Origin of the sequence: Bradyrhizobium lupini, assembly GCF_040939785.1 — a bacterium.
GTDB classification, from domain to species: Bacteria; Pseudomonadota; Alphaproteobacteria; order Rhizobiales; family Xanthobacteraceae; genus Bradyrhizobium; species Bradyrhizobium canariense_D.
This window is the reverse complement of sequence record NZ_CP162553.1, coordinates 5600506-5613293: the sequence shown is the minus strand read 5'-3', so window position 1 is coordinate 5613293 and position 12788 is coordinate 5600506. Positions and strand designations below refer to the sequence as shown.

Annotated in this window: 12 protein-coding genes and 1 pseudogene; 6 read left to right on the top strand and 7 right to left on the bottom strand. The window is 63.5% G+C overall.

The window, feature by feature from the left end; translation table 11 throughout:
- Positions 1-12: 12 nt before the first annotated feature.
- The 3 genes from AB3L03_RS26660 to AB3L03_RS26650 are packed head-to-tail and all read left to right on the top strand — an operon-like array spanning position 13 to position 1407.
- Positions 13-549, top strand: a complete 537-nt coding sequence (locus tag AB3L03_RS26660) for a hypothetical protein (RefSeq protein ID WP_018454314.1) — start codon at positions 13-15, stop codon at positions 547-549.
- A gap of 59 nt (positions 550-608) precedes the next feature.
- Positions 609-962 (top strand): hypothetical protein, encoded by a 354-nt coding sequence (locus tag AB3L03_RS26655; RefSeq protein ID WP_026232714.1) that lies wholly within the window; start codon positions 609-611, stop codon positions 960-962.
- 22 nt (positions 963-984) lie between these two features.
- A complete protein-coding gene (locus AB3L03_RS26650) occupies positions 985-1407 on the top strand; it encodes a hypothetical protein (protein WP_018454312.1) in 423 nt (140 codons plus the stop codon).
- Positions 1408-1483: 76 nt separating this feature from the next.
- On the opposite strand, the gene AB3L03_RS26645 is transcribed toward AB3L03_RS26650, so the two are convergent.
- Positions 1484-1939, bottom strand: coding sequence for a hypothetical protein (locus AB3L03_RS26645; RefSeq protein ID WP_026232713.1), 456 nt, complete (start codon positions 1937-1939; stop codon positions 1484-1486).
- Between the two features lie 114 nt (positions 1940-2053).
- Positions 2054-2542 (bottom strand): MarR family winged helix-turn-helix transcriptional regulator, encoded by a 489-nt coding sequence (locus AB3L03_RS26640; protein WP_368507266.1) that lies wholly within the window; start codon positions 2540-2542, stop codon positions 2054-2056.
- A gap of 120 nt (positions 2543-2662) precedes the next feature.
- Here AB3L03_RS26640 and AB3L03_RS26635 point away from each other — a divergent pair, with 120 nt between their 5' ends.
- Both AB3L03_RS26635 and AB3L03_RS26630 read left to right on the top strand, forming a co-directional pair.
- The gene (locus AB3L03_RS26635; protein WP_026232712.1) at positions 2663-3571 is read left to right on the top strand and encodes an alpha/beta fold hydrolase; all 909 of its coding nucleotides are present in this window, start codon (positions 2663-2665) and stop codon (positions 3569-3571) included.
- Positions 3572-3627: 56 nt separating this feature from the next.
- Positions 3628-4430, top strand: a pseudogene (locus tag AB3L03_RS26630) (isocitrate lyase/phosphoenolpyruvate mutase family protein).
- Positions 4431-4525: 95 nt separating this feature from the next.
- Here the strand turns inward: AB3L03_RS26630 and AB3L03_RS26625 are convergent.
- The 4 genes from AB3L03_RS26625 to AB3L03_RS26610 are packed head-to-tail and all read right to left on the bottom strand — an operon-like array spanning position 4526 to position 9320.
- The gene (locus tag AB3L03_RS26625; RefSeq protein WP_368507265.1) at positions 4526-5830 is read right to left on the bottom strand and encodes a glycoside hydrolase family 130 protein; all 1305 of its coding nucleotides are present in this window, start codon (positions 5828-5830) and stop codon (positions 4526-4528) included.
- 44 nt (positions 5831-5874) lie between these two features.
- Complete coding sequence (locus AB3L03_RS26620) at positions 5875-8151, bottom strand: glycosyltransferase family 4 protein (protein WP_368509081.1); 2277 nt, start codon at positions 8149-8151, stop codon at positions 5875-5877.
- A complete protein-coding gene (locus AB3L03_RS26615) occupies positions 8139-9104 on the bottom strand; it encodes a class I mannose-6-phosphate isomerase (RefSeq protein ID WP_368507264.1) in 966 nt (321 codons plus the stop codon). Before AB3L03_RS26615 ends, AB3L03_RS26620 begins: the two co-directional genes overlap by 13 nt.
- Positions 9105-9128: 24 nt before the next feature.
- Positions 9129-9320, bottom strand: a complete 192-nt coding sequence (locus AB3L03_RS26610; protein ID WP_035974339.1) for a hypothetical protein — start codon at positions 9318-9320, stop codon at positions 9129-9131.
- A 416-nt stretch (positions 9321-9736) separates the two neighbouring features.
- Between AB3L03_RS26610 and AB3L03_RS26605 the strand changes: the two genes are divergently transcribed.
- On the top strand, positions 9737-10021 hold the full coding sequence (locus AB3L03_RS26605) for a hypothetical protein (RefSeq protein ID WP_204512045.1): 285 nt from the start codon (positions 9737-9739) through the stop codon (positions 10019-10021).
- A gap of 65 nt (positions 10022-10086) precedes the next feature.
- Here the strand turns inward: AB3L03_RS26605 and AB3L03_RS26600 are convergent, their stop codons facing one another.
- Complete coding sequence (locus AB3L03_RS26600; RefSeq protein WP_368507263.1) at positions 10087-12672, bottom strand: EAL domain-containing protein; 2586 nt, start codon at positions 12670-12672, stop codon at positions 10087-10089.
- Between the last annotated feature and the right edge of the window lie 116 nt (positions 12673-12788).

Below are 12788 nucleotides of genomic sequence, written 5' to 3'. Positions count from 1 at the left end.
GAGGAGACAGCGATGAGGATTCTGAAATTGTCTGCGGCCGCAGCTGCGCTGCTGGCCGGTACCGCGCTCGCCGTGGCCCAGTCGAGTTCGACGGTCGGCACTGGCGGGTCGTCAGCCGGCGGTGGCACCAGCAACTCGACCGTAGGCACGGGCGGTTCATCGGCGGGTTCGGGCAGCGGATCGGGCTCGGCCTCGACGCTTGGCACCGGCGGCTCGTCGGCGGGCGGCGGCACCAGCAGTTCGTCGATCGGCACTGGCGGCTCCGCCGCAGGCTCCGGCAGCGGCTCAGGCTCGGCCTCGACGCTCGGCACCGGTGGTTCGTCGGCGGGTGGCGGCAAGAGTTCGTCCAGCGTCGGCACCGGCGGCTCTGCGGCAGGCTCCGGCTCCAACTCGGCATCGACAGTCGGCACGGGCGGCTCGTCGGCCGGCGGCGGCAAGAGCGGCTCGACCGTGGGAGCGGCCGGCTCCTCCGCGGGACATGCCAGCGACATGGGCATGGAAAAGGGCAAAGGCCACCACAAGGACGAGATGAAGAAGGACAAGGACTGACATCCGGCCGGCGGAGCGGCAGCAATGCCGCTCCTTCGTCCTTCCTGAGGAGGACTGGCATGAACAGACCAATCGTTGCGATCGCAGTTTTGACTTTGATGAGCAGCGCAGCTGCGGGGGAAACCATGCAGAAAACCGGCAAGACCGCGTCCGGCGAGACCTGCCGGGTCACGGTGGAAAAACATCCCGACGGCAGCATTACCGCGCTGGGGTCATCGGGTTCGGGCACCACCGGCTCGACCTCATCGAGCGGCTCGCTGTCGAGCTCTAGCTCGGCCGGCGGATCGTCGGTGCACGTCCAGGCCGGTGGCGGCAACGTGTCGAGTTCGTCCTCGACGGCCGGCGGCCCGGGTTCGACCAGCGCGAGCACCGTCACGGTCAACGGCTGCACCATCTCGACATCGTCGCCATAGCAAAAGGATTTCACAGATGAGAATGTTGATCGCGACCTCGTCGGTCGCACTCCTGCTTGCCGCCGCCTCGCCGTTGTCGGCGCAAACCAGCATGACCGGCGGCACTGGGGGCTCGGCCGCGGCCGGCGGCACCTCGGCCAGCACGCTCGGCACCGGCGGCACGTCGACGTCGGGCTCCGGACAGACCGGCTCGTCGATTGCAGCGGGCGGCAGCGCCGCGTCTGCCAACGGCAAGGCGCAGTCCGGCACCAGCATGAACAAGGGCAACGGTCCGGTGCTCAATTCCAATGCGCGCGCGCAGGCGCATGAGGGTGGTACGTTCAGCCGCTCCCACACCCGCACGAAAGTCAAGGCGGGCGAGGAGGTCGGGTCGACCACCAAGACCATGTCGCACGTGCCGGGCTCCAAGCCGACCATGTCGACGACATCGACCAACGTGCGCTGAACCATCCTCACGAGACTGCTGCCCGCAACCTGCGGGCAGTTTTTCTTTGTGAGCAGGTTTTTCGTTGGTGAACGGATCAACCGCCGCTCAGCGTGCGGCTGACGCGGGTCACGAGTGCATCCCACTGCCGCTTCTCGGCGGCCGGATAGTTGATCAGCACGCAATGCACGTAGCGGCGGCCAAAGTTGCAGCGGTCGTACCAGATCTTGCCGCCCCGGGTGCTGGAGACCACGAAGAAGCGCGGCGTGATGCGCTTGTAGGTGATGCCGGGCGGCGGATTCTTCCGCGCCAGGAAAGCGGCCGGTGAGCTGCCGTCATTGGGAACGGCCTGCACCGTCAAATCCGCACGGCCGTCGCTGGTCCGGTACTGCATGCCATAGCCGTCGGGCCGGCCGGCTTGCTCGGTGAAGATGGACGAAGGGATATCGACGCTGGTCCCGGTCTCGGGAATGCGATAGCCGCTCCAGCTGTCCGCGCGGGCGGCAGCCGGAAAGGCACAGAGCATGACAAGGATGGTGGCGATCTTCTTCATCGTATGGCCCGGCTTGTGCTGGTGGGCCGACAACGTGGGGAAACGCCGGACGTTCCTTTCCGCGATGTGAACGCGCGTTGCGCCCAAGCCGGATGATAGTCTCGAGCGCGCCCGCTAGCGAGCGCGTTTGCCCTTGTCCGTGGGCAAGGGGCAATTCGTACAAACGCTGTCGTCGCACATGCGGCAGATCGTGAAGCGATCCATCTCGGAGGTATCCTGCCGAGCCAACAACTCATGGAGCAGCGTTTCAAGGCGCTTCGTTTCGGCCGGCGAAAGTACATCCAGAAGCGACGCGACGGCCGAAATCCGCGAAGTCATCAAATCGTTGCGGGTTGCGGCGCCCTTCGCCGTCAGGTGCAGAGCAACCTCGCGGCCGTCCTGTCCGGGCCGACGTTCGACCAGCCGATCCGACACCAGACGGTCCACCAGCCGGACCGTTCCTGAATGCGACAGGCCAAGGATCCGCCGCAGCTTGTCGTTGGTCATGCCCTGGCCATAGCCGATGACGACCAGTGCCGCAGGGGTCTCGCCACCGCGGCCGATGACCTCGCGCGCGCCCTGCTCGATCCGATCCATGACGGCGAGCGAAAGCGCCCCCAGCAAATTTGCGATTCCAATTTCCATACACCGACAATATGTGCGGAGCGCACAAAAAACAACTTGACGATATGTGCGCTCCGCACATAATTTGGATCGCGGGGCTCGATCACATGGAGAATGACGATGAATACTCGGAGCGCGGCACGACAAGCGAATGCCCAAGCGGATACCAGGGGCACCGAACCCGCCTTGAAATACGTGCAGGCCAACGGCGTGCGCTTCGCCTATCTCGAACAGGGCGATGGCCCCCTGGTCATGTTCCTGCACGGCTTTCCCGACAATGCCTGGTCGTATCGAAAGCAGCTGCAGGTCTTCGCGGATGCCGGGTATCGTGCCGTCGCGCCGTTCCTGCGTGGCTATGCGCCGACCGAGATTCCGGCGGACGGCATTTTCGATCCGATCGCACTGGGCAAGGATCTCGAAGCCCTCATCGCGGCGCTGAGCGACGACGGACAGGCACGCGTCGTCGGCATGGATTGGGGCGGCACCTCGACCTTTCAGGCGCTGGCCACGGCGCCATCGGCAATCAAGGCCGCCGTGGTCATGAACACCGCGCACCCGATTACAATTTCGAGCATCAGACGGGATCCGGAGCTCGTTCGAGCCGTCTTCCACGTCTATTTTTTCCAGCTGCCCGGCGCCGAATCCGCGGTCAATACCGAGGGCCTCCCCTTCGTCGACTATCTCTGGAAGCTGTGGTCACCGACATTCAACAATGCCGAGCACATCCGTTCGATCAAGGAGACACTCAGCTCGCCCGGCACGATGGCCGCGGCGCTGAAATATTACGGAGGCCTGACCGATGCGGGGCTCACGGGCCGGCTGCCGATCAATGACATGCACACGCCGACGCTGACGATCTATGGCAGCAACGATCCGACAGCGAGGTACTCGGTCAAGGAGGAGCCGCTGTTCAAGGGGCCGCACAAGCGGATTGTCCTGCCCGATGTCGGGCACTTCCCGCACCTCGAGCGTGAGGAAGAAGTCACCGGCCTGATCATGGACTGGTTCAAGACGCACGCGCCTGACTGAACGCAGAGGGCGGTGGCCCACAACATCCTTCGATTTTCTAATCTGGAGTGCGCGCAATGGACGCCAAGACACAACATCAATATGCCGAGACCTTTCATGCCCTTCACAGGAAGGGCGATCCGCTCGTCCTGTTCAACGCCTGGGACGCCGCCACCGCCAAAGCCATCGCGAAGACCGCTCCGGCCATCGCGACCAGCAGCGGCGCGGTCGCCTCCGCACTTGGATACGCCGACGGAGAAAATGTCCCGTTCGACATGGTGACTGGCCTCGTATCGCGGATGACTGCGGCCGTGTCGGTTCCAGTCTCAATCGATCTGGAGGCAGGATATGGCGACACCCCGGAGGCCGCCGCCAGATCGGCGACCGAGATTTTGAAAGCCGGCGCCGTCGGCATCAATATCGAGGACGGGCTATCGGGGGAAAGCGGCAACTGGTCAATCCCGAACTCCATGCCGCCAAGATCAAGGCCGCGCGCGACGCCGCGAAAGATCTGGGAGTTCAGCTATTCATCAATGCGAGAACAGATCCGTTCCTACTGAAATTCGGATCGCCGGACGAGTGCATGAATGAAGCGGCAAGGCGGGCGAAGGTCTATGCCGAGGCCGGCGCCGACGGAATTTTCGTCCCCGGCCTCACCGACCTCGCTCTCATTGAAAAGTTCGTTCAGCTCACGCCTCTGCCGGTCAACATCATGGTGACACAAGGCGTTCCCGCACTTCCGGATCTGGCTCGCGTCGGCGTTCGGCGGGTCAGCCTTGGGCCGTGGCCGATGATGGCCGCGATGCGGATGATCGGACAGGCCGCGGCCGCGGTCGCCGCGACCAAGCAGTACGGCACGTTCCTGCAACCGGATGCCTGAGCCCGGAAATCACCCGCTCGACGCAGTGTTCTGCGCCGACCGCTTCACGCTTTTCCAATCCACCGGATGGATGTCGAGAACGGTCAGCGCAGTTCCTATGCGCTCCTGTCCATGGCCGCGATCAAGGATGCGATCTCGATGGTCGCAAAATTGCAGTAGCTGTCGGAGACCGCGTAGGGGAAGATGATCTTGTCTTGGTGGCGCATCGCGCCGCAAGTGTAGACGACGTTTGGAACATATCCTTCGCGTTCGGAAGGGTCCGGGCGCAATAGTGGCTCGCGCAGGCGGCCGAGCACCTTCGAAGGGTCGTTCTTGTCCAGCAGCGCGGCCCCGATCGAATATTTTCGCAAAGGTCCGACGCCGTGCGTCAGAAGCAGCCACCCGACGTCGAGTTCGATGGGTGATCCGCAATTGCCGATCTGCACAAATTCCCAGGGGTATCGCGGCTTCAGAATCGGCTGGCCGCCATCCCACGTCTGGAGGTCTTCGGAAAAGATCAGATAGAGGTTCTCGTTGTCCTGGCGCGCGATCATCGCATATCTGCCCCCGATCTTGCGCGGGAATAACGCCATGCCCTTGTTGCGCGCGGCACTGCCTTTCAGGGTCGATAGCCGGAACGATACAAAGTCGGACGTCTCGATCAGCTCCGACCGGATCGCCCGTCCGCTATAAGCGGTGTAGGTCGCGTAGTAGATCGTCTCGCCGGCGTTGCTGAAATGCACAAAGCGGGCGTCCTCGATCCCGTTCGACTGCGCTTCAGTGACCGGGAAAATCACCCGCTCGCTCAGATCCTGGCCGGCCGCAAATGTAACATCAATCTCGTCGCCGCCGGCGCCCGATGTCAGCTTGACGAGATCGGGGCTGGATGCAAGGCGCGCCGTCGGGTCGATGGTCACGGTCCCGTCTGCCGCAATAAGCCCCGAGCGAAATGTCAGGGACGACACGTGACCCTCGCCGACGGCACGAAGACTTAGGATGAAGCGAAGGCTGCCTTCCGGCGTTCCGGATTGATCGGGATGCGGCACGATACTCGGATTGAACAATGCCGAGGCCTCGAACGAATATTCGTTGAGAAAATAGGCGCCCGCGAGTTGGCGCTGCACCTGCGTGAATACAGCATGGTCGGCCAGCGCCTCTTCCATTTCCGCGGCGCGTGTCTCGAATATCTGCAACAGGTTGCGGTGACGGCCGAGGAAATTCTCCAGAACGTCGGCCAATTGCCGGTCAGCCGTCTCGGCATCGAGCGCGAGGACCCGTTCGACGATATGGTTGGCGCGGGTCTTGTCCGTCGGATTGAGGTCGCGCGGCTCTGTTGCCGGCTTGAAAGGCCGAACGATGACACGGGTCGGATCAGGCCGCAGCTGAAGGGCTTGACGTTTGAGGAAGGGAGATTGCGACAAGACGGCCTCGATGGGTTGAAGGAGGAAATCGTAATCCTGCTCCGTCAAGCGACGAGAGGAGCAGGCTTGGCCCGGCTTTCGCTCAGGCGGGCAATTTGCCGAATCTCGGAAAGCCCAAGCAAATAAGACACCACGGATTCCCCTCCGCGGTTCTCATTGGGACGATCGGGGTGCAGGCCATCCCGGCAGCTTCCGGTCTCCAGATCGACCAGCGAGGCCGACAGGTCGTTGCTGCCCAGAAACCACGCGAAGACCCGCGCGGCTTCGGCTTTCCACTCGACATCGTGATCGGCCCGCCATGCGGCGAGGCATGCCGCGATGGTCGCCGCGGCCTCCAGCGGCTGCTGGTCGAAGGCTTGCGACGGCTGGCGTCGATCGCCAAACCCCGCCGTGCCGATCGGGCGGAATTGGCCTTTCGCTGAGGTTTGCCGCTTCACAAGCCAGCGCAACGACTCCAGCCCGATATTGACATAGCGCGATGTCTTGATGGCAAGACCGGTTATGATCAGCGCCTGGGGCAAGCGCGCGTTATCATAGGCCAACCCGTCCTCGAACCAGACCCAATCGCCGGTTGCCACGGTGTCGAAGATCAAGATCAACCGATCGGCAAGCACGGCACGCAGGCGGGTCGCCTGGACATCGCCCGGGACAGCCGAGCAGTAAGCATCGAGGCCCAGCAATACGAACGCCCACGCACGGGGCGAACGAAAATCTTCCACTGTCGCCATTGCTTCGGAAAACAAGGCCGCGGCCCATGAGCGCCGCGACGAGCTGGCGTCGGTCAACGCGCACACGCCCAAGGCCCAGAGCGTACGTCCGTGACTGTCCTCCGACCCCTTGTCCTCCAACCAGCAGCGGTTGAAGCCCATGAAATTGCGAAATCGTCGTGTATCCGGATTCCAGGCGTGCTGGACGAAAGCGGCAAATCGCGCCGTCAGCGCTTCCGGCAGCCGCTCTTCACCCGGATTGTTGAGCGCACAGGCCACGAGCAGCGCCCGGGCGTTGTCGTCGACGCAATAGCCGTGGGCACGATCCGGCACGCTATGAACGGCATGCTGAAACAGTCCCGTGTCGTCGCACATCGACAGGAAATGGCCGAGCTGCATTTCCGGCGGGGCGCGGCTGTCGCGCAGCAGCGTGCCAGTATCCATACGCGCGATGGTCTTGAGCCGATGCCGGCGGCCGGCGTTCTCGAAGACCGACATATAGCGCTCGGCGGTTCTTTCCCATGTCATCGCGCGGCTGCTCGAAAAGGCGCGCTTGCGCATCGCCTGCCGAAGCACGTCGTTGGTGAGCAACTTGGCGATTTCAATGCCGAGCGCTGCCGCGTCGCCAAACGGAACCAGGATGCCGCGGCCCTCGGCCAATAGTTCACGGGCATGCCAATACGGGGTGGACACCACGGCTTTACCGAGGCCAAAACTGTAGGCCAGCGTGCCCGAGGTCATCTGGGCCTCACTGAGGTACGGCGTCACGTAGACGTCGGACATCGAGATGAAATCGAGCAGCGTTTTCTTGTCGACGAACTGATCGAGGAACACGACGTGATCCTCGACGCCAGCCTGGCGCGCGTGCGCCATCAGGGACTCACGATAAGCTTCGCCACGGTCGCGCACGAGGTTGGGATGCGTCGCACCGAGGACGACGTAAACGGCGTCGGGTCGGGTCTTCAGAATCGAAGGCATCGCATCGATCATGACTTCGATGCCCTTGTTCGGCGACAGCAATCCGAAGGTCAGGATGACCGACTTGTTGCTGAATCCGAGCGCAGCCTTGGCCGCGTCGGGTTCGACGAACGCAAATTCCGGGATGCCTTGCGGGATGATCTCGATCTTCTCGTCAGCCACGTGATAGACGGAGCGCAACAACTCCCGGCCTTTTTCAGCCATCACGACGATCTTGGACGAGCACTCGACGATGCGCGTGATGACGTCGCGCTGAGCCTCGGTCGGCTCGGACAAGACCGTATGCAGGGTTGTCACGATCGGTATGGTCAGGCGCGACAGAAGCGCCATGATCTGGCATCCGGCTTCGCCGCCGAAAATGCCGAATTCGTGTTGCAGCGAAACGGCCTCGAAGCCGCCGCTATTCAGATAGGCAGCCGCACGGACATAATCATCTTGCCTGTCGTCGTTGATCTCCAGGCCCACGGTGGCAGGATAATCGTAGACCTGGCCGTGATCGGTCATCGCGACGATGACCGTCTCCAGATCACTCCGGGACGCCGCAACGGCGCTCTGCAAGTCGGTGGTGAAGGTCGCGATGCCGCAGCGGCGGGGAAGCGAATTGCCGATGAATGCAATACGATTTACGGCAGCCAATTTGGCGTCTCCGATTGTTTGAGCGTGGCGGTCTCGACGGGAGACGGGACCAAGGTGCCGGGAAAGGCGTGCGGTGCGCGACTGGCGCTCGCGGCGCTGCGCTCTGTTAGCGCAGCAGGGTTTATCTTCGGGCCGGGATAGGCCAGCAGCGCTTTCAAGCCGCTCGCACCGACCTCGATTTCCGCGTGGTCGGCTTCCAGGAAGAACGCCTCCCCCGGCGCCAGCCTCGTCGAGCCGAGTTGGGCGTGGCCTTCGATCGCCAGCAGCCAGGTCTCTTTCGGTGCGTCGAGCATCCAAACGGAGCCAGGAGCAAGGTCCGTCTGCTCCAGCGCAAAATAGGAATTGACCGTGAGGACCGTTCGCGCGCCGCTCAGGCGTTCGGACGGCGATTGAATCTGGCGTGGGCCTGCCGTCGCCACCGCGACGGCATGGTCGATGTGCAGTTCGCGCGCTCGTCCATAGTCGAACAGCCGGAACGTGGCGTCGCTGTGCTGCTGGATTTCCACGAGCACGATGCCGGCGCCGATCGCGTGGATCGTTCCAGCAGGAATGAGAATGACGTCGCCTGGATGAACCGGCTGCCAATCCACGATATCGGCGATCGAGCCATCAGTGATCGCGGTTCGCAACTCCGCGGCGGAGCGCGGATGGTTCAGCCCCACCGCGACCCCGGCACCAGGGATCGCAGAGACGATGTACCAGGCTTCGGTCTTGCCGTTGGCAAGGCCGATCGAGCGCGCGAACGCATCATCCGGGTGAACTTGAATCGACAGGGGCTCGGTGGTGAAGAGCATTTTGAGCAGCAACGTCGTCTTCGGCGCAGCAAGACCCGGGCGCTCGAACCACAATTCCCCGATCGGCCCGTCGCTCGTCGACGTCTCACTCCAGGGCCGCAGATCGAGGCTGCCCCAGGGCTTCGGCTTGGTTCGCACGATGGCATGTTCGACCGTCAAGCGGGACTCCCCAAGGCTGTGCGATCAGTCGTTGACTGTTCGTGCCGGGCGCGGACCGGTCCAGGGCGGAAGCGCATCCCATTCGGCCCTTCGCATGCGGCGCTCTTCATCGCCGACCTTGACGAAGACAAACGGAGCGTCGTCCTGCCCGGTCTTCGATCCCGTGAATGTGGCCGGAAGTCCGTTCGAATTTCGGATCGTTGCTGTGTTTGCCACGTAAACCTCCTGACGATCTGCGTGCGAGATCGCTGCCGCAGATCAATTGAAAATGGATTCCGCCGCATGCAGGCCGACGAAGCGACCCGCACCGGCACCCGAGATACCAATCAGTCCAGGAGATTTGTATTTTGGGATATCGGACATCCGACCGCCTGCGTGGTTGAGGCGGGAGCGCAATGCTCTCAGTCACCGATAACTGCCAAGGGCGGGCGGTGATCTCGAGCATATAGGAACGCCGTCACCCAATAGCGAGACGAGCGCATCGATCCGATCGGCTTTATTAGCTGTATCTTTGTGTTGGCATTGCTCTATGGTCACACGGCCTGACGTCTGAGTTGACGGGGCTCATCGCTCGATTTCAATACTGGCCGGCTGATCCCCCTCTCAGAAGGGTTTTCGGCTATCGGAGTCGCATGGTTTCAACGGATGGTTTCCGGCAAGAGATTCGATCCCGGCTCGAATTGGCGAATGCGCAAGGCCGGCAGAACCTGACCATCGAATGTGGCGAGCTTTACCGCTCCATGAGCCAGCTGCCCACGTTCAATCGATGGATGATCTTCTGCTGCAACGCGATGCGCGCGGAAATGGCCTTGACCGATCATTTGATTTTCGATGACAGGAACGAAAGCCTGCTGACCGTTCACTATGCATTGCCGCGTCAATGCCGAGCAAAATCAAACCAGACACGATCGAAGTAACGCGTTTGGTTGATTTCGATGACTAGCCGGTCGTTGCTGCCGTGGCGGCTCCGAGAGTAGACGCCCTACGCCGACCGCTTCACCGCGGTCGCGCCGGCCGGTGCAATGTCGAGACGAGCCAGCATCGCCTGCGCCTGCTCGGCGCAGTGCTCGATCAGCCAGCGCTCGAACGCGACGGGCGCCAGCGCGGGCGCGTAGAGGAAGCCTTGCACGACGTCGCAGCCGAGCTCGGCCAGCACCTTGCGCTGCGCCTCGGTCTCAACCCCTTCGCCGACGACAGTCATGCCGAGGCCCTGCCCGACGCGCACCACAGCGGTGGCGATCGCGAGCGCGCCGGCGTCACGCTCGATGTCGCGCATGAAGCTGCGGTCGATCTTGAGCTCGCGGATCGGCAGATGGGCGAGCCGGCTGAGGCTGGAATAGCCGGTGCCGAAATCGTCCACGGAAAGCCCGACGCCGAGCTCCCGGATCGCGTTCATCGTCTCGAGCGCGGCGACGCTGTCCTGCATGAACGCGCCCTCGGTGATCTCGAGCATCAGCGCATCCGCCGGCAGATCGTATTCGGCGAGGATATCCTTGAGCCGCGCGGCCAGCGTGACGTTGCGGAAATTGATCGGCGACAGATTCACCGACACGGATGGAATGTTCAGCCCAGCGCGGCGCCAGCTCGCCATCTGCCGGCAGGCCTCGCGCACCGACCACAGGCCGATCTGCTCGATCAGGCCGCACTCTTCGGCGAGTGGGATGAATTTTGCCGGCGAGACGTCGCCGAGCTCGGCATCGTGCCAGCGCGCCAGCGCCTCGACGCCATGGATCGCGCCGTCGCAGCTGCGGATCTGCGGCTGATAGCGGAGGGTCAGCGCGCCCTCGGCGATGGCGCGGCGCAGCGCCGCAATCAAGGCCAGCCGCTGCTCGGTGAGCCCGTTCATCTCGGCGCTGAACAGGCGATGGGTCGAGCGGCCGGCCTGCTTGGCCATGTACATGGCCGCGTCCGCCTGCTGCATCAGCGTGTCGATGTCGGTGGCGTGATCGGGATAGAGGCTGACGCCGATGCTCGCCGACATCTGCAGCTGCCTCGAGCCGAGCCGCAGCGGCGCGGCCAGCGCTTCGGTGATTCCGGCCGCGACGCGCTCGGCACCCTCGGCGTTGCGCTGCGGCAGCAGGATCACGAACTCGTCGCCGCCGAGTCGCCCCAGCATGTCCTCGGGCCCGATCTGCTCGCGCAGGCGCTGCGCGAGCTGGATCAGGAGCTCGTCGCCGGCGGCATGACCGAGTGTGTCGTTGACGTCCTTGAAATGATCGACGTCGAGGAAGGCCAGCGCGACGTGGCTGCCGGTCGGGCAGGCATCGATGGCGGTGGTGATCAGGCGCCGCAATTGCGCGCGGTTCGGCAGGCCGGTGAGGATATCGTGATAGGCGAGCCGCGCGATCTCGGCGCGCGCTTCCTTGCGCTCGATCGCGAAAGCGCCGAGATTGACGCAGGCCTCGACGATGCGCCGATGCCAATTGCTCGGCGCGCGCGGCTCCCGGTAGTAGAAGGCGAACGTGGCGATGACCCGTCCGTCCTTGGCCTTGACCGGCGTCGACCAGCATGCGCGCAGGCCAATCGCGAGCGGCATCGCCTTGTACGGCCGCCAGCGCGGATCGGTCTCCAGATCCGTCGCCAGCACCGGCTCGCCGTAGAAGGCCGCGGTTCCGCACGAGCCGACATTGGGGCCGATGGCAACGCCGTCCAGTGCGCGGGAATAGTCCTCGGGCAGGCTTGGGCCGCCGAGCGGATGGATCAGGCCCGCGGCATCGATATGAAGCAGCGAACAGACGACGTCGGGCGCGATCTGCTCGACACGGCGGCACAGCCGGTCGGCGATCTCGCCGATCGGAACCTCGTCAGCCAGCGCGCCCATGATGAGCTGCTGCAGCGAGCGCAGCTGCTTGGTCTCGGTGATATCCTCGAGCAGCGCGAAGATGTGCTTGACCTGGCCCTTCCTGTCGCGGAAGGCATCGATGCGAGCGCAGACCCAGATCTCCTCGCCGTCCTTGTCATAGGCGAGCATCTCGACCTCGCCGCGGTGGCCACCCTCCATCAGGCGCTTGACGAGCTTCGCAACGGCCTTGCGATCGGTGTGGCGGCCGGCGAGCAGGCCCCTGGCACGGCGGCCCTCGGCTTCCTCGCTGGTGTAGCCGAACAGCGTCGTGAAGGCGGCATTGACGTAGACGATGTTCTGGTCGGTGTCGGTGATGAGCACCGCGCGGTTGGTCTGGTCGGAGACGGCGTGGAGAAGCCCGATCCTGGCGCGGCGTTCGGCATCCGCGGTGACGTCGCGCACGAACACGATGCGATAGGTGATGCCTCCACTTGCAATGGATGAAAGCGAGATGGCCGCCCGGATGCGGCTGCCGTCGTTTCGCACGAGGCTGATCTCGTCACGGAATTCTGCAACCGGATCGGCCTGAAGGCATTTGAGGGTGAGAATTTCGGCGTCGTGACCGAGCACATCAGCGCGTGCGAGTTTCCAGATCCGCTCCGCACCGGCATTGAAATGCGTGATGCGATGCGCGCTGTCGACGATGACGATGCCCTCGTCGGCGCGTTCGAGCGCGGCCAATAGCACTTCCGGAGTTTCTGTCATGGCACAATCGGAGGCGAACATCGCTAGACCCGGAGGCATCGGGAAAATTTGCAACTGACGCTAGCGCCACCATGGTGTCCAAGTCGTTTTTGCAGTCCCCTCGCACCGCGCCAAGACGCGACATGATTAACATTCCG